The sequence below is a fragment of the Pontibacter sp. CAU 1760 genome (genome assembly GCF_054482735.1).
The window spans coordinates 28,209-50,996 of sequence record NZ_JBTLRL010000004.1 but is presented as its reverse complement, the minus strand read 5'-3'; the positions used below and the strand labels follow the sequence as shown (position 1 = coordinate 50,996).

Annotated in this window: 24 protein-coding genes, 1 tRNA gene and 1 other RNA gene; 12 read left to right on the top strand and 14 right to left on the bottom strand. The window is 46.8% G+C overall.

Annotated features, from left to right (window positions below; genetic code table 11):
• Positions 1-20: 20 nt before the first annotated feature.
• The 3 genes from ACXYMU_RS06770 to ACXYMU_RS06760 are packed head-to-tail and all read right to left on the bottom strand — an operon-like array spanning position 21 to position 2,356.
• Entirely contained in the window at positions 21-623 is a 603-nt protein-coding gene (locus ACXYMU_RS06770) for a bifunctional nuclease family protein (RefSeq protein WP_458985606.1), read from the bottom strand.
• A 13-nt stretch (positions 624-636) separates the two neighbouring features.
• Positions 637-1,611, bottom strand: a complete 975-nt coding sequence (locus ACXYMU_RS06765) for an electron transfer flavoprotein subunit alpha/FixB family protein (RefSeq protein ID WP_458985605.1) — start codon at positions 1,609-1,611, stop codon at positions 637-639.
• Positions 1,612-1,615: 4 nt separating this feature from the next.
• Entirely contained in the window at positions 1,616-2,356 is a 741-nt protein-coding gene (locus tag ACXYMU_RS06760; protein WP_458985604.1) for an electron transfer flavoprotein subunit beta/FixA family protein, read from the bottom strand.
• Positions 2,357-2,422: 66 nt separating this feature from the next.
• Here ACXYMU_RS06760 and ACXYMU_RS06755 point away from each other — a divergent pair, with 66 nt between their 5' ends.
• Positions 2,423-2,755: a tetratricopeptide repeat protein gene (locus ACXYMU_RS06755; protein ID WP_458985603.1), complete on the top strand. Its 333-nt coding sequence runs from the start codon at positions 2,423-2,425 to the stop codon at positions 2,753-2,755.
• A 234-nt stretch (positions 2,756-2,989) separates the two neighbouring features.
• On the opposite strand, the gene ACXYMU_RS06750 is transcribed toward ACXYMU_RS06755, so the two are convergent.
• A complete protein-coding gene (locus ACXYMU_RS06750) occupies positions 2,990-3,286 on the bottom strand; it encodes an antibiotic biosynthesis monooxygenase family protein (protein WP_458985602.1) in 297 nt (98 codons plus the stop codon).
• 357 nt (positions 3,287-3,643) lie between these two features.
• On the opposite strand from ACXYMU_RS06750, the gene ACXYMU_RS06745 reads away from it, so the two are divergent.
• The 6 genes from ACXYMU_RS06745 to ACXYMU_RS06720 all read left to right on the top strand — a co-directional run bounded on the left by ACXYMU_RS06745 (position 3,644) and on the right by ACXYMU_RS06720 (position 9,627).
• On the top strand, positions 3,644-4,363 hold the full coding sequence (locus tag ACXYMU_RS06745; RefSeq protein WP_458985601.1) for an SDR family NAD(P)-dependent oxidoreductase: 720 nt from the start codon (positions 3,644-3,646) through the stop codon (positions 4,361-4,363).
• A 54-nt stretch (positions 4,364-4,417) separates the two neighbouring features.
• On the top strand, positions 4,418-5,716 hold the full coding sequence (locus ACXYMU_RS06740) for a cryptochrome/photolyase family protein (RefSeq protein WP_458985600.1): 1,299 nt from the start codon (positions 4,418-4,420) through the stop codon (positions 5,714-5,716).
• Between the two features lie 189 nt (positions 5,717-5,905).
• Positions 5,906-6,763 carry a DUF2279 domain-containing protein gene (locus ACXYMU_RS06735; protein ID WP_458985599.1) on the top strand — a complete coding sequence of 286 codons (858 nt, stop codon included), beginning with the start codon at positions 5,906-5,908 and terminating at the stop codon, positions 6,761-6,763.
• Between the two features lie 128 nt (positions 6,764-6,891).
• Positions 6,892-7,845, top strand: coding sequence for a DUF2027 domain-containing protein (locus ACXYMU_RS06730; protein ID WP_458985598.1), 954 nt, complete (start codon positions 6,892-6,894; stop codon positions 7,843-7,845).
• Between the two features lie 133 nt (positions 7,846-7,978).
• Positions 7,979-8,427, top strand: an RNA gene (gene rnpB / locus ACXYMU_RS06725) — RNase P RNA component class A.
• Between the two features lie 207 nt (positions 8,428-8,634).
• Entirely contained in the window at positions 8,635-9,627 is a 993-nt protein-coding gene (locus ACXYMU_RS06720) for a hypothetical protein (RefSeq protein ID WP_458985597.1), read from the top strand.
• A gap of 61 nt (positions 9,628-9,688) precedes the next feature.
• Here ACXYMU_RS06720 and ACXYMU_RS06715 read toward each other — a convergent pair whose 3' ends face one another.
• The 3 genes from ACXYMU_RS06715 to ACXYMU_RS06705 all read right to left on the bottom strand — a co-directional run bounded on the left by ACXYMU_RS06715 (position 9,689) and on the right by ACXYMU_RS06705 (position 11,237).
• Positions 9,689-10,396, bottom strand: a complete 708-nt coding sequence (locus ACXYMU_RS06715) for an SIMPL domain-containing protein (protein WP_458985596.1) — start codon at positions 10,394-10,396, stop codon at positions 9,689-9,691.
• Between the two features lie 151 nt (positions 10,397-10,547).
• Complete coding sequence (locus ACXYMU_RS06710) at positions 10,548-10,892, bottom strand: hypothetical protein (protein ID WP_458985595.1); 345 nt, start codon at positions 10,890-10,892, stop codon at positions 10,548-10,550.
• Between the two features lie 72 nt (positions 10,893-10,964).
• Entirely contained in the window at positions 10,965-11,237 is a 273-nt protein-coding gene (locus tag ACXYMU_RS06705) for a hypothetical protein (RefSeq protein WP_458985594.1), read from the bottom strand.
• 208 nt (positions 11,238-11,445) lie between these two features.
• Between ACXYMU_RS06705 and ACXYMU_RS06700 the strand changes: the two genes are divergently transcribed.
• A tRNA-Glu gene (locus ACXYMU_RS06700) sits at positions 11,446-11,517 on the top strand.
• Positions 11,518-11,676: 159 nt separating this feature from the next.
• On the opposite strand, the gene ACXYMU_RS06695 is transcribed toward ACXYMU_RS06700, so the two are convergent.
• The 5 genes from ACXYMU_RS06695 to ACXYMU_RS06675 form a co-directional block, all read right to left on the bottom strand.
• Entirely contained in the window at positions 11,677-12,399 is a 723-nt protein-coding gene (locus ACXYMU_RS06695) for a DsbA family oxidoreductase (RefSeq protein WP_458985593.1), read from the bottom strand.
• A gap of 36 nt (positions 12,400-12,435) precedes the next feature.
• Positions 12,436-13,200: a nuclear transport factor 2 family protein gene (locus ACXYMU_RS06690; protein WP_458985592.1), complete on the bottom strand. Its 765-nt coding sequence runs from the start codon at positions 13,198-13,200 to the stop codon at positions 12,436-12,438.
• A 198-nt stretch (positions 13,201-13,398) separates the two neighbouring features.
• Entirely contained in the window at positions 13,399-14,268 is an 870-nt protein-coding gene (locus ACXYMU_RS06685; RefSeq protein ID WP_458985591.1) for a helix-turn-helix domain-containing protein, read from the bottom strand.
• Between the two features lie 294 nt (positions 14,269-14,562).
• Entirely contained in the window at positions 14,563-14,868 is a 306-nt protein-coding gene (locus ACXYMU_RS06680) for a hypothetical protein (RefSeq protein ID WP_458985590.1), read from the bottom strand.
• Between the two features lie 142 nt (positions 14,869-15,010).
• On the bottom strand, positions 15,011-15,301 hold the full coding sequence (locus ACXYMU_RS06675) for a DUF983 domain-containing protein (protein WP_458985906.1): 291 nt from the start codon (positions 15,299-15,301) through the stop codon (positions 15,011-15,013).
• A 274-nt stretch (positions 15,302-15,575) separates the two neighbouring features.
• Between ACXYMU_RS06675 and ACXYMU_RS06670 the strand changes: the two genes are divergently transcribed.
• The 3 genes from ACXYMU_RS06670 to ACXYMU_RS06660 all read left to right on the top strand — a co-directional run bounded on the left by ACXYMU_RS06670 (position 15,576) and on the right by ACXYMU_RS06660 (position 18,331).
• Positions 15,576-16,139, top strand: coding sequence for an AraC family ligand binding domain-containing protein (locus ACXYMU_RS06670; protein ID WP_458985589.1), 564 nt, complete (start codon positions 15,576-15,578; stop codon positions 16,137-16,139).
• Between the two features lie 78 nt (positions 16,140-16,217).
• Positions 16,218-16,466, top strand: a complete 249-nt coding sequence (locus ACXYMU_RS06665; RefSeq protein WP_458985588.1) for a helix-turn-helix domain-containing protein — start codon at positions 16,218-16,220, stop codon at positions 16,464-16,466.
• 764 nt (positions 16,467-17,230) lie between these two features.
• Positions 17,231-18,331: a Gfo/Idh/MocA family protein gene (locus tag ACXYMU_RS06660; protein WP_458985587.1), complete on the top strand. Its 1,101-nt coding sequence runs from the start codon at positions 17,231-17,233 to the stop codon at positions 18,329-18,331.
• A 711-nt stretch (positions 18,332-19,042) separates the two neighbouring features.
• Here the strand turns inward: ACXYMU_RS06660 and ACXYMU_RS06655 are convergent.
• Positions 19,043-19,819, bottom strand: a complete 777-nt coding sequence (locus tag ACXYMU_RS06655) for a response regulator transcription factor (protein ID WP_458985586.1) — start codon at positions 19,817-19,819, stop codon at positions 19,043-19,045.
• A gap of 536 nt (positions 19,820-20,355) precedes the next feature.
• Here ACXYMU_RS06655 and ACXYMU_RS06650 point away from each other — a divergent pair.
• Positions 20,356-22,305 (top strand): T9SS type A sorting domain-containing protein, encoded by a 1,950-nt coding sequence (locus ACXYMU_RS06650; RefSeq protein ID WP_458985585.1) that lies wholly within the window; start codon positions 20,356-20,358, stop codon positions 22,303-22,305.
• A 92-nt stretch (positions 22,306-22,397) separates the two neighbouring features.
• Here ACXYMU_RS06650 and ACXYMU_RS06645 read toward each other — a convergent pair whose 3' ends face one another.
• Complete coding sequence (locus ACXYMU_RS06645; protein ID WP_458985905.1) at positions 22,398-22,718, bottom strand: DUF7149 domain-containing protein; 321 nt, start codon at positions 22,716-22,718, stop codon at positions 22,398-22,400.
• Positions 22,719-22,788: the final 70 nt, after the last annotated feature.

Below are 22,788 nucleotides of genomic sequence, written 5' to 3'. Positions count from 1 at the left end.
GTCATTTTTGGTGGGAAGGTTTAATTACGTTTGTTGATTTCGTCGCGTATTTTTGCGGCGCGTTCGTAATCTTCCTTTTCCAGGGCATCGTTCAGCAGCTTATTCAACTCATCAACAGAAGTTTGGCTCAATGACTCTTTAGAACTGGATGAAACAGACGCCGATGAGCTTTTCACAGTCATCTCCTCAGTTTCTGACTCCTCCTCTTCCAGATCGCTCAAAATAATTCCTGCTTCCGACAGCACACTTTCTACCGTGTAAATCGGAACGCCAAAGCGCAAGCCGATGGCAATGGCATCTGAAGGCCTGGAATCCAGTTCAAATTCGCGGGCACCGTCGGTACACATAATTTTAGAGTAAAACACACCCTCCTTCAAGTCAGAGATCAGGATCTCGGTGATGGTGACATCTACCTGCTCTGCAAAGGTTTTAAACAAATCGTGCGTGAGCGGGCGATTCGGGTTTATTTTCTCTATCTGGATGGCGATGGACTGAGCCTCAAACATGCCGATGATGATCGGAAGCCTTCTGTTACCATCTCTTTCCCCAAGTACAAGCGCAAATGAGCCGGTCTGAGACTGGCTTGATGAGAGACCAAGTATCTCTAGCTGAATTTTCTCCACAGTTTATGTTAATCTATTTGTCTAAAGCTTTCGCAGCTTCTATTAGTTTTGGTACAACGTCAAAAGCGTCTCCAACGATACCATAATCGGCAGCTTTAAAGAAGGGCGCTTCTGGATCCTTATTAATAACGACAATCACTTTAGAAGAGTTAACCCCGGCCAGGTGCTGAATAGCACCGGAAATACCGATCGCGATATAGAGGTTCGGGCTAACGGTTATACCTGTCTGGCCCACGTGCTCGTGGTGCGGTCTCCAGTCCATGTCCGATACGGGCTTGGAACAGGCAGTGGCTGCACCGAGTGCGCTGGCCAGGTCCTCGATCAGGTGCCAGTTCTCCGGCCCTTTCATTCCGCGACCACCAGAGACCACTATCTCAGCCTCCGGCAGCAACACGCCGTCCGACTCCTGCATCACAGTTTCCTTTGGCTTCTCGGCAAAATCCGCATCCGCAAGATCAGCAGAGAAATTCTCGACAGAGGCTGTGCCGGCTCCTGTAGCAATGTCAATTGAGTTTTTCTTCAGGGCAATAATCTTCACCTCTGAGGTGAGCGCTACATCGGCAAACGCTTTGCCCGAGAACACACCGCGTGTCACGGTAAAGTTGCCGCCATCAATTTTCGGAAGCTCTGTTACGTTTGTCGCCAGGGAGCCGTTCAGGCGTATTGCCAGCTTAGCGCCGATCGCCGCTCCAATGTTAGAGTTGGAGAAAACAAGCACTTTAGCGCTTTCCTGCTCAGCTGCTTTCGCGATAACTTTTACGTAGGCACCGGAAACAAACTGGGTTAAGCGGGCATCGTTGTCATACAACACTTTACTGATCCCTTGCTCTCCTAATTTTTGAAGCGCCTCTTCGTGCACCTCCCCGATGGCTACCGCCGTGGCCGTGGTGCCTAACTGCTGTGCTACCTGGCTGCCGTAAGTGGCCGCCTCTACCGACGATTTCTTAATCTCGCCGTTCAGACCTTCTACAAATACTAATACAGACATATTCTTATAGTACTTTAGCTTCGTTTCTTAACAATGTAATCAATTCACCCGCATTCTCCGGGTCAATCATTTTAACGCCTTCTTTTTTGGCGGGCTTGCTGTAGCTCACATAGTCTGCCTTTACGTCGGCTCCTACGGGCTCTACCACGCTCAGTGGCTTTGTGCGGGCTGTCATGATGCCGCGCATGTTCGGGATACGTGGTTCAGACATAGGCTGTTGGGCGCTTGCCACAAATGGCAGCTTTACCTCCACTACTTCTTTGCCACCCTCAATCTCGCGCTCCAGGCGGGCCGTGCTGTCATCCAGCATGTCCAGCTTAAAGGCTGGCACAACAGACGGAATGCCCAGCAACTCGCCTACCATGTGGTGTACCTGCGAGCCATTGTAGTCAATCGACTCTTTGCCCATCAGGATCACATCATAGCTATTGTCTTTGGCCACGGCAGCGATTTGCTGCGCCACAAAAAAGGAATCTTTCGGAAAAGCGTTTACCCGGATCGCGTCGTCGGCTCCGATTGCCAACGCCTTGCGGATGTTGGGCTCTGTGTCGGCCTCACCTACGTTCAGCACCGTTACGGTGCCGCCCTTCTCTTCTTTTAGCTCAATGGCTCTGGTGAGGGCATACTCATCCCAAGGATTGATCACGAACTGAACACCGTTTTTGTCGAATGCCTTGTTATCAGCCGTGAAGTTAATCTTGGCTGTGGTATCCGGTACGTTACTAATGCAAACTAATATTTTCATGAGTAGAAATGTTAGCTTTTTAAATTTAGATTTGTGCGAAGTTAATTAAAATATAGCCAATTCGAAATGAACGAAGATAGACTAAACCAGCTGTTTAAATTTCTGGAAGACGACCCCAACGACGCTTTCACTTTGTACGCAATCGCCACAGAATACAGGCAAACGGACCAGGAAAAGTCTCTTTTCTACTACGAAAAACTTCTGGCTGAGCACGAGAATTACGTGGGTACTTACTATCATGCCGCTAAACTATACGAAGCGCTCGGCAAACCTGACCTGGCAGAACAAACCTACAAAAAAGGAATGCAAATCAGCAGACAGGAAGGCAACATGCACGCTTTCGCGGAGTTACAGCAGGCATACAACAAAATGATGGGCCTCGATTATGAGGACGACTGATCGGCTACCAGTGCTTTTTTAAATGACTACTCCGAAATATAGTATGCATGCATCATATTTCAAAGCTTATAACTAAAACTCGTCTGAAACGAAAAGGTTACCATTTATACTGACAACCGCCGAATGATCGGCTAATGACTTGCCCTCATACGCTTTACAATAGCCTGTACACTAAAACAGCAGCCAAAAACCAAATACGGTAGATGGCTGCTGTTTCTTTTATTTAACCTGAACCTACTCCGTGATATGATCGAACAGCCGTACCTTGGGGCTGTTCGGGACCAGGCGCAGCCCTTTGGGAATACCTTGGTGTGCCTCACGCATGTGGTTTTTATACCATACGGTATAGCTTTCCTCATCCGTCCAGAAGGTCATCATCCAAATCTCGTTGGCATTATCTTTTGGGCTCAAAACATCCAGGCGCACAAAACCGGGGGCATTGTTCACCAACTGCGGGCGGTTCACGAAAGCCTCTTTCACTTCCGCAGCCATATCATTTGCAATTTCAAATGTGCTTAATGCTATAAACATGTGATATTTAATTTTAGCATGCCCTCCCCCATAGGAGCGGCATACATATTGGTTAGCTCAAATACTGGGTAATTCTAAACATAAATCCTCAAAAACCATAATCGGGTTAAGTGGCAGGCCAATGTCCAAAGTCAGATACAACGGCATTTCTGGGTATCGGTTTGCCTTTAGCCAGTATATACTGGGTGTTACCTTCGTAAATGACAGCAGGTAGTTTGAAATTCTGCGTTCGCGGTTATGCCTGAATACATTTTCCCCGTATCGCTTACGCCCTTCTGTTGTCTGGTAACATAACTTTATGGCCGTGTTAAGGTTAGGGTATAAAACGCATCCATTCACCTCTGACAGCTTATACGCATGGCACTGGAAAACAAAAACATACTCATCGTTGGAGGAACCTCCGGGATTGGGCTTAAAACATCGGAACTTTTACAAGGGCAAGGCGCAAATGTGATTGTCGCCGCGCGCCATAACTCTGCGGAAGCGGAGGCACTTCACCTGCTGCATGTACCCCTGGATGTGATGGCGTTTGATCAGGACTTTGTGTCGCAGTTGCCTCCCGAGCTACATGGCGTGGTGTATTGCCCGGGCAGCATCAAGCTAAAGCCTTTTGAGCGACTGAAGCCAGAGGATTTTCAACAGGATTATGCCTTAAATGTGCTCGGGGCGGTACAAGTGCTGCAGGCGGTGATGCCGCTGCTGAAAAAATCCGTAGGCGCCAGCGTTGTGCTGTTTAGTACGGTGGCCGCAAGTGTGGGCATGCCTTACCATACTTCTATTGCTGCAGCCAAAGCGGCTGTGCAAGGCCTTACGGTGGCGTTGGCGGCTGAATACGCCGCTGCAGGTATTCGTTTCAATGCCATAGCTCCTTCCCTGACAGAAACGCCGCTTGCCAGCACGCTGCTGAGCACTCCGGGAAAAAAGGAAGCATCCGCTAAACGCCACCCCCTTGGCCGGGTCGGCAAGCCGTACGACATGGCTGCCGCCGCTCTTTACCTCCTCTCTGAGGATTCCAGTTGGATGACAGGGCAAGTCCTGCACATCGACGGGGGTATGAGCACCCTGAAACCATTTTAAACTCACCGTATTTACCTCTTCCTTCATCCTGTTATTCAACTTTTTTCATCGCCCATGCATCTTTTCTGGTTTCGCCGCGATTTGCGGTTACACGACAATTCCGGCCTTTCTAAAGCACTGCAAAGCGGCAAGCCCGTACTGCCAGTCTTTATTTTCGATCGTGCTATTTTAGATGAGTTAAGCGACCGGAGAGATGCCCGCGTAACGTTTATTCATCGCACCCTCGAGGCTATGCACCGAGAGTTAGAAGAAAGAGGCAGCACCCTGCTTGTGCAGCATGGCACGCCCGAAGCAGTATTCCGGAGCTTGTTGCAGGCCTATGACGTGGAGGCTGTTTATACTAACGAAGATTACGAGCCCTATGCCCTGGCGCGTGACAAACAGATTGAAGCACTCCTTTCAGAGCATGCCGTCCCCCTGATGCGCTTCAAAGACCAGGTAATTTTCGGGAAGGATGAAATCCTGAGTAAGAGTAATACGCCTTACCGGGTATATACCCCCTATAAAAATTCCTGGCTCAAAACCTTCAGTCCTGAGATGGCGCAGCCGAAACCTGTTGCCGAACACCTGCACCAGTTGCTGCAGCATCCTGCCACTCCCTTACCGACTTTGACAGAACTCGGCTTTGAAGCAACCGACATCGACCTGCCGCTCCCTAAGCTAACCCCTGACGTGCTCGAGCAGTATGATGAAACCCGCGATCTGCCTGCGCTGGACGCTACCTCCCGCCTAAGCATGCACCTGCGTTTCGGGACGGTGAGTGTGCGACAAGCCGTGCAGCTTGGCGTGGCCTATAACCAAACCTGGCTGCAAGAGCTGATTTGGCGGGAGTTTTTTATGCAACTGCTTTTTCATTTCCCCACATCCAGCCAAGAGAGTTTCTCTCACAAGTTCAGGCACATTGCGTGGCGCAACAATGAGGAAGAATTTGAGAAATGGTGTACCGGCCAAACAGGATTTCCGCTGGTAGATGCCGGGATGCGCGAATTGAACGCTACCGGCTTTATGCATAACCGTGTGCGCATGGTGGTAGCCAGCTTCCTTGTGAAAGACCTGCTGATTGACTGGCGCTGGGGAGAAGCCTACTTTGCAGAGAAACTGATGGATTATGAGATGGCCAGTAACGTAGGCAACTGGCAGTGGGCCGCTGGCACAGGTGCCGATGCCCAACCCTATTTCAGAATCTTCAACCCAGACAGCCAGGTAAAGAAGTTCGACAAGGCCCATACCTATATCAAGCGCTGGGTACCGGAATTTGGCACATACCAATACCCTGCTCCCATGATAAACCACTCAGAAGCTAGAGACAGGGCCATTTCTGCTTACAAAAAGTCGATTGCCGCTTCGCAGTAGGACACTAATCAGCAGTTACTTTCTCATACATCTAAAAAAGAATTACCCATACATTCAGTCGTGTATGAGCCAGTAAACTGAGCGGATAGGCAGACTATTTGGGCTTATGGGCGAAGTTCTATAATATTGCACATGCTCCCGCGCAAACTTTTCCCCATCCTCTGCTTACTTAGCCTCCTCGTAGGGCCAATGGGAAATGTCTTTGCTGCTATTTTTCCACCCGACTCAACGCAAACGCAGGTAAACCGGCAACGCCTGCTTGTGATGGGCACAGCCTTCGGCGCTGGGTATACCGCCATGCTGGTTTCGCTGAATAGGGCCTGGTATACGGAAGCACGCACGAGCTTCCATTTTTTTAACGACAACCACGAATGGCGCAACATGGACAAGGCTGGTCACTTTTGGGCTACCTTCCAAGAGAGCCGTGCTGGGATCGATATGCTCTGGTGGGCGGGCGTACCCGAAAAAAAAGCTGTGCTTTGGGGTGGCCTCACAGGCCTGCTCCTGCAAACACCCATCGAGTTGTTTGATGGCTACCAACCTGCTTACGGCGCATCTGCCAGCGATATGATAGCCAATGCCGCTGGTTCTGCCGCAGTGGTAGCGCAGGAACTTGCCTGGCACGAGATCCGCATCATGCCTAAGTTCTCCTTCCATACTACGCACTATGCCGCAGTGCGCCCCAATGTGCTGGGGAGCAGTTTAGGGGAACAGGCCCTGAAAGATTATAATGGCCAAACGTATTGGCTTTCAACGGATATAGGGGCTTTTCTGAAACCGGAAAGTAAGTACCCAAAGTGGCTGAACATTGCCGTGGGGTATGGCGCCGAAGAAATCGTATATAACCATGCACCCAGCAATTTGGCAGCCGGGTATGACGCGCACCGCCAGTATTACCTCAGCCCCGACCTGAACCTGATGCACTTTAAAGGCCGTAGCAAAGTGTTGAACACCGCTTTATACCTCCTCAGCATCATCAAGGTGCCTGCACCGGCCCTGGAGTATAACCGCAAGGACGGACTGCGCCTGCACCCGCTTTACTTCTGACAAATGCCTTGTGCCTCCCCGGGTGCGCCATCTCCGTGCCTTATTTCTGAAGCGATAATTGCGTACCTTTGCAGGAAGTGCGTTGCGGCGCTTTGCCGTAGCCATGCCATGAGATACACTGAGAAACCATGAACGTAGGAGACCGCGTGCGGTTGATGTCTGGCCGCGAGGAAGGCATCATCACCCGCATTTTAGAAAACAACATTGTAGAAGTAGCCATCGACAACGACTTCACTATTCCGGTGGCGCGCCGCGAGGTGGTGGTGATTGCAGCCGAAGAATCGAAGTACCTGAAGAACGAGGAGGAGGACAGCAAGCCGCTTGTTAAAAAAGTGATCGCTGCGCCCGTTTTGGCGGCACAGGGCATCTACCTTGCGCTGGCGCACCAGTCGGATGAACTGCTGGCTGTGACGGTGGTCAATAACTCGGACCATGATGTGCTGTTCACCTCCGGAGAGGAACGTGACGGCAAATACCGCGGGCTGCAGAACGATAAGCTGGCTCCTAAAAACACACGTATCATCACGCATTACCACCTCAAGGACTTCGAAAAGTGGCCGACCCTTATCATCCAGTTCATACAGCACCGCAACGGCAGCCCAAACCTCTATGAGCCCGTGACGAAGAAGGTGCAGTTCAGGGCCAACTCCTTCTACAAAAGCAAGAAAACAGCGCCTGTGCTCAACAAAGAGGCTTACCTGTTTCAGCTCGACCAGAAGCCCGTTGCCGTAGACCCTGACAAGATCACAGAGCAACTGATCGATTCTGCTGCCCAGCACGAGAACTTCAAACTCAAGGCCCCGGACCATGAAGTGGACCTGCACATCGAGAAGCTTCAGGAAGACCACAGCGACATGAGTAACACCGCCATCCTGAAACTACAGTTAGAGAAGTTCCAGGATGCGCTGGACCGCGCCCTGGCCGCCAACATGCACGAGATCGTGTTCATACATGGGGCAGGCAACGGTGTGCTGCGCAAGGAAATACAGAAAATCCTGAGCCGCACATCCGGAATCAAGTTCTTTGAGGACGCCCGCAAGGAGAAATTCGGTTACGGCGCGACCCTGGTAAAACTTAAATAAGTTCTGAGTTCCGAATTATGGGTTCCGGGTAAAAATGGCATTTTTAAAACTCGGAACCCATAATTCGGAACTCAGAACTCGAATCTGCACCAGAGGTGCAGATTTTCCCTATCTTTGCATGGCAAAAAATATAACAGCAAGCCGTCTTATCGCTGCCCTTTATGGGGAGAGGAAAGTCCGGGCAACACAGAGCATCCTACTTCCTAACGGGAAGGGTCCTGCGCAAGCGGGATACAGCCAGTGCCACAGAAAATAACCGCCCTTTACAGTTAACAGGGGGCAAGTAACAGTGATCAGTTTTCTGGTAACTGTTTACTGCTAACTGCACACTGAAAAAGGGTAAGGGTGAAAAGGTGCGGTAAGAGCGCACCAGCGGCTGGGTGACCAGTCCGGCTGGGTAAACCTTAGGAGTTGAAAGACCAAATAGGCTGACAGTGCCGTGCCTCGGCGCGGCTAAGGGCTGCTCGTCCGATGTCAGTGGGTAGGTCGATGGAGCCTGTGCGCGAGTGCAGGCCTAGATAAATGATAAGACGTGTGCCTTCGGGTGCACGACAGAACCCGGCTTACAGGCTTGCTGTTGTTTTTTGCTTTCCCCTCCTCTTTTCATAATCCTGGTACTTTGTTGATCAAGGTTCTTCTGCCTCTTGGTTCCTTTGAAGAAATAACAGCATGGCACGAATAGTAGCCTTTCCGTTTACTTAACATAAATAAGCAACCACACCCTTTATATGCACTCATTCGGAAGTGGCTTTGATGGTTGCTATCTTTGCAGTCTGATTCTGACAAAATATGATTGACCTGACTTTGTACGACCCGTTCGAGAAGATGCAGTTTACAGACACAAACTGTTTTCTGTGCGGCACGAAAATCACACCCGAGCACCGGGCTCCTGTATTTGCAGCATGGCTGCAATCGAAATACGGCCTGGCCCAGAAAGAACTGCTCCTCCTCGACAAAAGCGTAACGACCTTTAGCGAACTGACTATCCCCTGCTGCGATCATTGCCATACCCATTACCTACTCCCTCTCGAGGCTGAAATGGAGGAGGCAGCGGCCAAGGGCATTGCTGGGCTAAAAGCATTAGAACCACAGAAGCTTTTCCAATGGATTGGCAAAATGTACTATGGAACGCTGGTGATGGAGCTGATCAAGGAGATGAATCCGCTCATGACACCCCAGTATGCCGTGAGCGAAGACCCGAAAATGTTGCCTAAGTTTCAGGCTTTTTTCCAGGTGCTGCAGTCGCTCCGGGTACCGATGGTATTTTCCGATTTCATGCCTTGTTCATTGTTTTTGCTGGAGGTAGCACCGGCAGAAGACGCGCTCCCCTTCGAGTACCAGGACGAACTGACCACGATGGCATTTAGCATCAAAATTGGGTCTGTCGCTATCGTCTGCACGCTGCTCGATAACGGCATCATTGGCAAAGCGATGGGCAAACTCTACCGCCTAACAGAAGGCCGGCAACTTCACCCGATCCAACTGGCAGAATTTAAAGCGCGTACTTTTTATGCGGCGTACATCTTTAATGTCGTGCCCGAGTATTTTATACGTCCGGTCAAGCCCGAAGACGACCATTTGGTACTCGATACCCTGATCGACGATGTGCGCACCGAGATTTTCAACCCCTGGGACATGTCGGCTTACGCGCATATGCTCGAGGAAATGCTGAAACCCTGGAACATCCGTGAACAGGAGATTCTGGCAGACCCGCAACAGCCTCTGAGCTTTCTGGTAGATGAGCAGCTTCAGTTTAAGCCGCTCGCGCATTTCCAGAGATAGCGCAAATTTAAAGCGGGACCTCTGATTCAGGGTCCCGCTTTAAATTTGTGCTTAACTGTGCTTAGTCAATCAGGAAACTTACGTTTACCTCTGTCGAAACAATTACTTCACCACCGGCAATGGAGGGACCGGCAGAGCGGTCATAAGAGGCTTCCATCATGGTTGCTTTATACATGGGCTGAGGTCCTCGGCCACGCTCTATCTCATTGATGGCATACACACGCCCAACCCGCGCTCCCAGTTCGCCTGTCAGCACAGTGGCTTTTCGCTTTGCGTCTGCCACCGCCCTGCGGCGTGCCTGCTCTTTCAAACGTTCCTCATCCTCTACCTGAAAGTTAATGCCGTTGACCTGGTTTACCCCAGCATCATAGATACCGGCTAGCAGATCATCAAACCTGTTCAGGCGTTTCACCCGCACTGTCATCGTCTTTTGGGCATGGTAAAAATCTGGGCTGGTCTTTCCGAACTCACCTCCGGTATACATTGGCTGTAATGTAACATACGAAGTCTGTATGTCCCGCTCGCTTACCCCTTGCCTTTTCAGATAGCTAATTATGGAGGCAGCTTTTTTATCGGTTTCCTTACGGGCCTCCTCCAAAGTGTTGGCCCTGGTCTCAACTCCTAAACTTATAATCACCTCTGTAGGCGGCACCCGAATTTCACCAACACCGGTTACAGTAACCAATGGTGGCATCTGGGCTTGTTGTGCCTGCACCACTGTAATAGAGAACAGACAAAATAAAACGAGCAATAAAGGAAGCTTTTTCATATCAAGGAATTTTAAGGTATCCACAGGTTCTATATAGGCCTAACCTATATAGAACCTGAGTTATCAAATGCTATGCCATACCTGTTACAAATAAACAAAAAAGCCCCAGGTACAACTACCCAGGGCTTCCTGCTGTGATGTTTAGCATGGGTTATGCTTCTTCGTAGGCATATTCCTCGTCCGAAGAGCTGTAACGAGATACCAGTATAGCACCAATTGTCAGCGCACCAGCAGCTAGAATCAGTTGTGTGGTTGTAAACCTGCGCGAAGCCTTCAGTATGATATGCCCCATGTCCTGCATCAGGTCAGGCAGTTTATCTGGTCTTCCCTGCATCACATGCATGGCCGACTCTACTGTGCGCGACATGTCGTGCGGCTGCAGCAAAGACAGCACACCGCTGTCGGCGTTCTGCTGTTTTTGGTTTTGCTGGTTCTTGTTCTCGTTTTTATTTGAATTATCGTTCTGGCTCTGATTTTGAGAATTAGTGTTTTCCATAGTTTTAATTGCTGTCAGTTATGTAATATCGATTGAGTAAAAGGTACGTAGCTTGTGTCAAAAGGGTACTAGCTACTTTTTTTGCGGCCGTGCGCCGTGCTGCACCATAATCTCGTCCATGCGCTGCTGCAGTTTGTCTGCACTGATCATCATGCTGGCTGGGAAACCTACCGTCAGGTCAGCCAGATCTAGCTCTTCTGCTTCGGGTCTATAGTCGTACTTACCTGACACACCCTTTTCATTGAAGGTACCTTGCGTATTTTTCAGGTCAATCCCGTAGGTTTTTAGCTTTGTTTTGAGCTGTTCAAAAGCTTCCGGCTTCACGCCTTCGTATCGTAATGTCATGGCTATTTATCGCAAAAATTCGTGTTTGAAGATTTATATATAGTAACGCAAGAAGAGTTTATTAGTTAGCATTCGCAAGAAAAGGCACAAGACTGAAATTTTTAAAATTGATTATCAGCAACATAATATGCGAAGCGAAAAAATATTAGAGGGCCTTCTTGTAGATAAAAAAGTGGTCACCTATATTTGCACCACAATCAGACAGAACGGCCCGTTCGTCTAGGGGTTAGGACGCTAGATTTTCATTCTAGTAACAGGGGTTCGATTCCCCTACGGGCTACTACAGCAAAAAAAGCCGCTCCACATGAAATGGAGCGGCTTTTTTGGATCAATAATCTCCCCTTCAGTTAGATTCATCGACCTTTTAAGCAAATCAGCTATTTTGATAAACATCAAAAGGAAATTACTTTTCAGAAATCTCCTTTTGAAAACATTATCATTAGCCACAACTTCCTTGCATATCACAGGAATCACCTTTCATAATCTTGATTTCTGGCTTTGGCTTTTCTTCACTCCACTCCAGCCAGGCACGCTCTAAAACACCCAGAAATGCCTGAGGATCTTTCGCACCGGCAACAGCCAGTTTACCATTCATCAGAAAGAACGGAACACCAGACACCCCTATTCTTTGAGCTTCGGCGATGTCGTAACTGACCTCGTCGGCAAATTTATTACTGTTCAAGGCTTCTTTCACCTCAGCTTCGTCCAGCCCTATCTCCTTGCCTAACTGCACCAACACTTCTGTGTCACAAATGCTACGGCCTTCAGTGAAATATGCGCAGAACAGCTTTTCTTCAGCCTCGTTTTGCAGCCCTTTGGTTTTGGCATAAAGGGAAAAGCGGTGCGCATCAAATGTGTTGGGGAATTGGATCTTCTCAAAGTTGTAATCCAATCCTACCTCTTTTGCAAGTTGCGCTATCTGGTTGTGCATTTGCACACTCCGTTCTCTGCTCATACCTTTCAGCCTGCCCACAGTCTCATAAAAATCAGCTCCTGTTTGCTGCTTATAATCCGGGAACAGCTGATAGCTGTGCCACACAACCTCCACCTCGTCTCTATGGCTGAATTGTGCCAACGCAGTCTCAAACTTACGCTTGCCGATGTAGCAGAAGGGGCACACAATATCAGACCAGATTTCTATTTTCATCTTACTATCTTTCATGGCTAACTTTTCAGAATTAGTGGAGCCGTTCTGTATTCAGAACTTCCCGTTATTGTTTTTCCACTGGTCTTTTGAAGGAATGGTTTCCAGCACATCCCAGTGCTCTGCAATTTTGCCTTTCTCTACACGGAACAGGTCGTAAAATGCTGTATGCTGACCACCCAGTTGGCCCTCACTAACAACCAGCACGAAGTTGCCTTCGCCTAACACCTGGTGCACTTTGACGTACTGCATCATGATGCCTTGCTTCGCCCACTCCTCCAATGCCTTTCCTAATCCAGACAGACCGTCGCCGATGTAAGGGTTGTGCTGGACATAGGTGTCGCCGTCAAAGTAGCCGGTCAGCTTCTCCATTCTGCCGTTCACCAGTATGTCATCCACAAAGTTTTTAACCAGTGTCTTGTTTTCACCCGTTTTATCCAAGTCTTCCAACTCAGTAGCGCCATCAATCATAGTATGGCCGCTTGGATTAGCAGGCTGTGTCTCCTGCAGGTTGTCCCAGTGCTCCACAATCTTTCCTTCCTCAAATCGAAAGATTTCGAACCCGATTTTTGGGCCAAACACGTTGTATTCATTATGGGCAAACACATAATCTCCGTCCGCAAAAACTCTTACTGTATTCACTTTCGTTTCCCCTTTTGGAAGAATACTGGCGAATGCCACAAACCCTTCCAGACCATCGGCTACCTGTAAATTGTGCTGGATATACTTATCTGGGTTAATTACTTTAACAGGCTCTGTTTCTCCTGTTTCCAAAGCCTTTAATAAGGCCACTACCTTTTGCTTGTTTGATGTTTTCATTTCTGTCTTGTCTTTACCGTCTGATGGATTTACTTCTGATGTTCTGCAGCCGGCTATACTAATACCTGCCATCATTGCTAAACTTAATACTGTCTTTTTCATTTACTACTTTGTTAATTGATGATGCAAAGTTGCAATGAATCAACGCGTTGCAAAAGGTAGGTTTAGTCCTTTGGATGATACTTTTGGGCAGATGCCTTATGCAGCAAACTGCTCTCTGAATTCCACAGGCGTGCTGCTGTTGTGCTTGTGGAAGTACTTAATAAAGTTGGTAGGTTCCTGAAAACCCAGCGAATAGCCAATCTCTTTTATGCTGTCGTTGGTATGTGCCAGCAGTCTTTTTGCCTCCAGCATTACCCTTTCATCGATGATGCTTTTAGGGGATTTGCCGAGTATCTTCGTTGTTGCTTGGTTTAGTCGTTTTTCAGTCACACTTAGTTTAGCCGCATATCCATTAACTTGCTTCAATTGCCTGAAATCAGCTTCTACCAAATCCCTGAAAAGCATGGTATAGTCTAAGTCCGGCCCTTTCTTTAGCTCTGTGAAATCCTTCCTTCTGCGCTCTCTTTCAGCTAGCAACAGGAAACTATGCAGCAGGCTTTTTAGCGTATCGGCGTTGTACATTTCGTGCTTGTTAGTCAGTTCTGCTTCCATCAAGCGGAAGAGGACTTTAAAATTGTCTGTAGAGCTATCAAGCTGCACTTGGGAAACGCCTAGCAGGTCATTGAACAGAATGGAACTGCGGAGAAACTTCATGTCTGCCTCAGTCCTGAAAAAGAAATTGTCGGTAAATAGAATAGCTTTGGCTTCAAAGCTCTCTTTAGGGTCAAAGAGTTGAACCGCGTTTTTATTCAGAAAGAGCAGCGTTTGTGGTTTAATCTCGACCGGATTGAAATCTACCAAATGGGTTGGGGTGCCCTTTTGAAACCAGAGAATGTGATAGAAAGCCGTTCTATGGGGAGAAGTTAGTATGTCTTTGCTTTTCTTGTATAGGTCAGTGATGGATACAATTTCAAACTCGACAGGCATTCCTTCCTTAAAGTCATAGTTTCTGATTTGCTCTGTCATTTTGAATTGTGATATAATTACCGCTAAAAATAAATCAGGCAAATAGTGTCAGTTTTGCCTGTTTTACAAGAACCTATCAACAGTTCAACTCCTTTTACGGCATATAATTAAATGCATCTCCGTTGGAAGTCAACATACCTAGTTCTGCACTTTGTAGGATTCATAGGTTGCCTCAGATTCAAAATAAAATACTTCTCCATTTACAGAGCCTGGCCTAAGGGCAATAAATGCAATTGATTTGTCCACCTCTTTTCCAGTATATGAATCCAGTGCAACACGCACCTGACGCTCATTCTAGATAGTTTTCAAGCACATCTGACAGCATCCATAGTACTGCTTACCTTTAAATTCAACTGGAAACTGTGCTTTGCCCATGTAAAAATTGTTGACCATGCACACAAATTCTTTTGGAAGACCAGCATGTATTTGAACAGGTTCTTTTACACCTAATGATGCCACAAAGTCCTGAGATGCATGCACTGAACTGTTTTGCTCATTCGTTGATTTAGCTGCATAAGCGCTTTCCTGTGTTTTATATTCTTTGCAACAACTTAAAAGCAATACAAAGGCTACTGTGAAATAAGTCAGTTGCTTTTTCATTTCTTATCAGAAAATAATTTGCTGGAATAGCACTACTGCCATAATTATGAAAACAACGGCATACACAAACCTTTTCAGCCAAACCTGTCCTGTTTTAGGTGGCATTTCGTCACCTGTTTTGCAGCAATCCTTCATGACAGTATCATTTTGTGCTTTTTTGGGGAATGAGACTGCAAGGCCCTTCATACCTGACAAAAATACTGATCCACAATACCCTAGATAATCGGAAGATAACCGGCAGAAACCCAACAACCGTGATGGCCACTATTCCCATCATCATAGCCATCGTTACTTCTTCCACGAACTGGTGAAGTATAAAAAAGGATACCAGGAAGATGGCCACGTTAAAAGCGAAGCTAACATACATGGCTCCATAGTAATACCCAGTCTCAGGCTCAAAAGCTTGACCGCAGCACGAGCAATACTTATACATGTCTGCAAATTTGGTGGTATATAAGGTGCCTTCTGGAAACATATTCCCTTCACGACAACGTGGGCATTTAATAGTAAGCGCACTATATAAAAAAGAACTTTTCTGGCTCATAATTTTATTCTTTAATAACTCTACAAAGTTAACCCGCTAACAGGGCTATATATCTGCACAAAGGAGACGAATTACTGTACTTTTGTACCACATTTATGAATAAAGAAAATCGGGCTACACCTTAATAAATCAATCCGTAACTTAAACTGCGTAAAGAACTCTGATGCCGAAAGAACTTTTACCTATTTACCAGATACAGGATTTCAAGGCCCGGACACAGAAAGCCCAGTACTTCTACTTTAGTTCGTTCGCAGCGCACCTGCAGGAACACCTTTTTATACGTGAACCCCATAAGCACGACTTCTACATCGTGCTTTTCGTGAACCGGGGAACAGGGATTCATACCATAGATTTCAAGGCGTATGACGTAAAGCCGGGTATGTTCTTTTTTATGACGCCTGGCCAGGTCCACAGTTGGGAACTGTCTGAGGATGCCGATGGCTATGTCATGTTTTTCACACAAGAATATTATGCCAGGGAGTACCCAAGCAGAATACTTTTTGATTACCCCTTCTTCAATGCCTTACTCTACAACCCGTTTATGCATATCACGCAGGAAGATGAAAGTGTGCTCATCCCCATTTTGCATAAACTAGAGCTCGAGCACAAGCAGCCATTGCTGATGCGAGAAGCTATGCTCAGCAGGTATCTGGATGTACTTCTAATCGAGTTGACCCGTATCTTCCGGCCAATTGAAGGCAGAGCAAGCCATCAAGGGAAAGAATAAACCCTCCTGCAAAACCTGGAGCGACTTATTGACTTATATTACAAGGAACACCAGCCTATAGCCTTTTATGCTGAGCATTTGCATGTAACTACGAAGCACTTAAATACCGTCTGCAAAAATTATTTGAATAAGACACCAAAAGAGCTGATGCAACAACGGACACTGCTGGAAGCACAAAGGCTATTAGTTCATTCTGACTTGACTAGCTCTGAGATCGCTGCAGAGCTCGGTTATTTAGACAGCGCTTATTTCTTCCGCTTCTTCAAAAAACAGAGCGGGGTTACTCCCGAGCAGTTCAGAGTAACAAATTCGAAGTCATTACCTTAAACAATCTGGTTTTAGAAGTCCATACATTCTTCTAATATTATCAAATCCCTGTGGATAAAGTTCGATAATTCTATCCTTTGGTCTACCACAGTTAAAAAGCCGCTCCATGTAAAATGGAGCGGCTTTTTTGATTCGATAAGTATCGCTTTGGGTTCTTATAATTATTTAGTAGCCTCCCAAAGCCCAGGGCAGCCTAGATTAAAGCAGAAGAAAACATGATTCCTGCCTGACTTTAGAATGGTGAAAATGAAGCTAATTCATTGATCTTGTTTATATCAACAAACTTCTACTTTGCACCAAGAAACATTATATTTTCTAAAAAAAGCAGATAAGCTAGTCTTCGACTTTGGACATCTTATCAATTTCATCATCTTTCCCAGTTAAATCGCGCTTAGCTTTTTTTGCCGCAGTTTTTTATAAACTACTGATGTTATTTCCTTCCCTTAAATACTTTTTGATGCTGCTTCTCCTGTAGGTTTCTTGATCTGGTGCTGCATGTCTTAATTACTTTACTCTTAAATAATATTTGTAAATTTCTAAGTAACAAAATCATCTTTTTTGTACGCACGAACGAAATAAATCATTTTCTGCATTGGGGATAATACATGAATGCGATTTTCTAAATCAGGAAATCACTTAGAGACAGCCAAATATTAATGCTTTTCGTATGGAAACAACAGGTTTTATAATTATACTAGCAGTATATATAACTCCGGTAGTTTAAATTAATATCTTCACCTATACAAAACCAAAAGACGTAAGACATGACATTTGCCTCCTCCCGCCGCGACGTCCTGAAAAGTATTGCATTAGGTACTACCGCCGCTCTTTTTTCACCACATGCGTTACTGGCGGCCACACGCCAGCAAAAAGACCGCCTCGGTGTGGCGCTGGTAGGCTTGGGCTACTACAGCACCGATTTGTTGGCACCGGCCCTGCAGCAGACGAAGAATTGCTACCTCGCCGGCATCGTGACGGGTACCCCCTCTAAGGCCGAGGAGTGGAAGAAGAAGTACAACATCCCCGACAAAAATATATATAACTACCAGACTTTTGACCAAATCGCCAACAACCCGGATATAGATGTGGTGTACGTGGTGCTGCCCCCTTCCATGCATCGGGAGTACACAGTGCGGGCGGCCAATGCCGGCAAGCATGTATGGTGCGAGAAACCGATGGCCATGACGGAGCAGGAATGCCGGGAGATGATTGATGCCTGTAACAAAAACAAGAAAAAGCTGGCCATTGGTTACCGCCTGCAGCACGAACCCAACACACAGGAGTACATGCGTATCGTGAACCAGAAGCTACTGGGAAATGTGAAGCAGGCAAGATGCGGTGCCGGCTACCGCGAGAGCCGCACAAACCACTGGAAGCAAACTAAGGAATTGGGCGGGGGCGCGCTCTACGACATGGGCGTTTATGCCATCCAGGGCGCGCGACTGGGAACAGGCCTGGAGCCTATCGCCATTGCATCGGCGAAGATTTCTACTACACGCCCTGAGATATACACCAACATTGACGAGACAACAGTGGCAAAGCTGGAGTTTCCGGGTGATGTGGTTGCCGACATCAAGACCAGCTTCGGTGAGAACATTAACTACCTGAACATCGCCTGCGACAAAGGAACAATTAAGATGGAACCGTTCCAGAGCTATGCCGGGGTAAAAGGCAGCAGCCCGCTCGGAGAAATCAACCACCCCTACGAGGTGCCGTGGCAGCAGGCAAAGCAAATGGACGATGACGCTATGGCTATCATGCAGAACAAGCCGATGCTAGTGCCAGGTGAGGAAGGTCTCCGCGACATCCGGATAGTGGAAGCAATCTATAAAGCCGCAGAGTCGGGCCAGCGCGTGAAGCTTTAGGGTCAGAGTTACTTTCCTGTATACATCAGGTAAGCAAACGTTCATTTTATACATTTTATATGCCGCATAATGAGCATATGCAAACCCCTTTATTTGTTCGGCACCGTAAATTGAGAAAATATAGTGCTTGATGAATAAATCCTCGAAAACTGTATTGATAGATGTAGAACTTAAAAAGCATGTCTAATGTAAATCGGGCTTTGAAATGCTACTTCTTGTTGAAGCAATCCGCTCCTCTCCCACCTCAAAATACTTTCTCAAGACTGCTAAGTCCTTGTGGATTAAGTTCGATAACTCACTCCTTCGGTCTACATAAAAGGCCTCCAGTTAATTCTGGAGGCCTTTTACTTTTATAATAGGTTTCTATGTGGTCACTTCATCGTTTTAGACTAGGTGCATTGACCAAGTGGAATGAGAGACTGGAGGCTAGGTAAGTCGGCAGTACAATACCGTAAAAAAGGCAGCTCCATTCCTCTCTTACTTTTATCTGAGAGTCTGGACAGTACTTAGGGCTATCGATGGGGATTAGCAAGTGTAAGACAAAAGGCAAGACGAGGGAGAAAGATCGCTCACTTTAACCACTCATACTATGGAAAAGATGACAAGACAGTGTGTGGGCATCGACATCGCCAAAAAGAACTTCACCGCCTGTATTTGCAAATTATTCCCTAATTCCGGCTTGTGCTTCTCCCAGGTGATCCTTTGCTCTTATCAAACTATACCACGGGTAAGGGCGTAACTTAATAGCTCAGCCGTGCTGTTAAGGCCTGCTTTTCTTAATATATTTTTGCGGTGGGTTCTGACAGTTTCCGGGCTTAGAAATAACTGTTGTGCAATGAGACGGCTGCTGTTACCTTTTAATAAAAGTTTGATTATCTCCCGCTCCCGAGCGCTGAACTCTGTTTCAGCTTTATTAAACTTTAGATTCTGCGGTTCGATATGAAATACCTCATGCGTGTGACGGTTAATCTTTAGAGCCTGCGGCACTTGGGTAATGCCTAGGTAAGTAACATCAGTATATATGTTAGAGAAAACAAAGGGGAGGTTATTTTTGTCAAAGTAAAGCGGCAAGCACTGGTGTTGAACAGTGATTATTCTTCCGTCTTTTTTTCTTGCCCTGTAAAAATAAACAAAGAAAATTAGTTTTCTTTCCTCTGCCGGACGGCTTTCGAAATACTCCATCCCTAATTGAGTGACCAAGAGGTTAAACCTGTTATCCTCCGGCAAACCAAACTGCAACAAGAATTCAGCATCCTGGGCTAGTATCTCTTCCGCAGAGTAGCCGCTGACTTCTTCGCATTCCCCGGAGACCGATTCCGTATGCCAGGTACTGAGGTTAGACACAACAACAAAAGACTGCCCAATTGTCCACAGGTCTTTTATTAAAGGATGATTGGCCAGTTGTTTCTTATACTCATTGTCAGGCACGATAAAATGCTGGTGCTCAAATACCTTAAGAAGGTCTACAAAGGTATATTGCTTAGCCATAAGTATAAAAAGATCATCGCAGTACTTAACTGCGCTTTTATTGTAAAATACCTCAATTGGGGTATTGGATGCTGTCTGCATTAACCCTAACTTCGATAACACTAATAACTAAATGAATTATAAATTATTATTAAATTAATTAAATAGATAGAGGATTCCAAATTATCTGAATACTTGCTCTAATATTGCTGGCCCAGCCACATCTGGTCAACATGCTACTTAGTGTGCAGTGCTGGCGAGCCACTCGAGCTTATTGACTGACCCTCCTTAGTGTGTATAAAAGCCTATCAGGGTATAGTGAGCAGTAAGTGATTAAGTGGGCTTATGCACAGGTGAAAACCCTCTTGCTATTTCCTATATTCTTTGATTAATTTATGAGATGTACTGAAACCAATAATTAGAATCAACTCTCCTACTTGAGTGGCTACAAAGCATAGATAACAGAAAAAATCTAGCTTGAACCCTCCAATGCACTGCCAAGAGCATTTGTCTGTATCTGCTGTAATCTTCAGGAAAATATTTCTAATTAGTGTTTTATGGAAACTAAATATTTTTATCCTTCCGGCTCTTTACTGCTAAAAACTAAGCAGCTTTTTATAACCCAGCTGTCACCAGGTAGCGCAAAGGCGCACCCTGTTTTATGGCAGTTCCTTTTTGTCTATTTAGCCAGCAGCATGCTTAATATAGTATGCGCACAAGCCCCAACAATTCAGTGGCAAAAACCGCTCGGGGGCACTTCAGATGATGTCCCGCAAAGCATCTATCAAACCAAAGACGGAGGGTTTGTTATAGGCGGCGTGGCTGCTTCTAAAGACGGCGATGTGGTAGGCAACCACGGAGGTGGTGATTTATGGGTAGTGAAGCAGAGTAGTTCAGGAGATATTGAATGGAAAAAAGCACTAGGTGGCTCTGGCCAGGAAAAGGGGACATTGCTACAGCAAACCCTCGACGGTGGGTACATAGTAGGAGGCACAACTGCCTCCTCTAACGGAGACGTGGTAGAGCACAAGGGAAAGGGTGATATATGGGTGGTGAAATTGTCAAGTTCAGGAGCTATCCAATGGCAGAGATGCCTAGGTGGCCGGGCATCTGATGAAATCGTGGCACTGCAGGAAGTAGTCATCGACGGTGTTGCACAAGGCTACATTGTAGGAGGAAATACATCATCGAGCGATGGGGATGTTTCCGGGTACCATGGCGGAAAGGATGTATGGATTGTCAAGCTGTCTGCATCTGGTGAAAAACAGTGGCAGCGGGCTCTGGGCAGCGGTGGCGAAGAAACCTTGAACGAATTAAATCCCACACCTGATGGCGGATTTATTATTGGCAGCCGGACCAGTACGAACGGAGGAGATGTTTCCGGAGTGCATGGAAGTGTGGACCTCTGGATAGTGAAACTAAACAACTCAGGGGGCATAGTATGGAAACGCACTCTTGGAGGCTCGGGGCTAGAAAACTTCGCAGCGGTGAAACCCACTAAAGACGGAGGCTGTATTGTAGCAACTGACTCAGATTCTAACAATGGTGATGTAGGAGGCACCTCAGCAGATAGTAAGATTTGGATCGTAAAGCTTGATGCCTCAGCAAATATTACATGGAAGAAGCGGTATGATGAAAATGGAAGGTCATCTTACAAAAGCATTAAGCTGACCGGAGATGGCGGCTATATAGTGAGCGGCGAGGGACAAGACAACAGCAACTCAACCTCAGGAGGCGTGCTTGTGTCAAAGCTTAACGCTAACGGCACGGAAGCCTGGAGAAAAGAGCACGGCATAGGAAGTGAAGGGGTATACTACAATAACGAGCCGTACCTAATGCAGCAAACGGCTGATGCGGGGTATATTCTGGCAGGGGCAACGCAAAAAAAGGGCTCCTCTTATGATATCGGCCATTGGATGATGAAGTTGGATGCGATTGGCAATAAAACATGGGACAGAGTGTATGGCGGTAGCAGAGAAGACTGGTACTGGGCTGGCTGCTGCGGAGCAAATACTTTAAGCGGATATATCTACTTCTCCTCCCTCCTTCCCTATATGAACCTGCAGTCCAGTGATGGCGGCTACTACTTCGCTGTTTCAACTAAATCAATAGACGGGGATGTAAAAGGCCTTCATTACAGCCCCAGGCTGGGCCTGCGTGCTGATATGTGGGTAGTGAAGCTATATCCTGAAAGCCTGACTATTTCGAGGTCCCTGGCAGTAACAGCTGAAGAAGAAGCACCGGAAATATTTAGTAAAGCCAGCGCTTATCCCAACCCGTTTTCCGCTCAAGCAACCATTCAGTTTACAGCAACAGAAACAGGAACAGCTTCCGTTGAATTGTACAATATTACCGGCGCAAAAACAGGAACACTATTCAACGGTAAGGTTAAAGCCGGTGAGAGTTATTCCGCTAAAATAAGTGATACCAGGTTGGCAAAGGGTACTTACATATATTTGATTAGAAACAACCGTAGCCACATGAGTGGCCGGCTGATCAAAAACTAAGTTTCATGAAAGTTAGGCTTGACATCCTTACCCTTACAGGTTGATTTAATTTTAGTCCTCCTGTAGGACAGTCCAAATAAATACGTGATGAATTAAGCGCCATAATGGCGATTCTTATTAATGTCAGCGGTAGTTTGAAGCAGCTTTACCTCCGGCAGCACCCCAGCCGGGCTTTTAGCCGTGTTCCCGGTATGAATCATAAAGTCGGTTTTACCCATTGTGTTCACGCTATACTTATCATAGTAAGCCGCCTTCAGGAAATCGCGCAAATGGTTCTTCAGGCGCTCTTCGCGCTCGTTCAGGTCGATGGTGGTGAGGCATTTCTTGAGCCCCGCCATCTCGGCACGGGAGGTTTTATTACGCAGGAACGCCTTGTTCCGCGCCTGTTTCGGCTTAAGTACGGTGGGGTGCAGGGCGGCATGTCTGTTTTCTCAGGCAGGATGAATAAAATCGAACGTATGTTATACTCTCTTTCTTGCCACC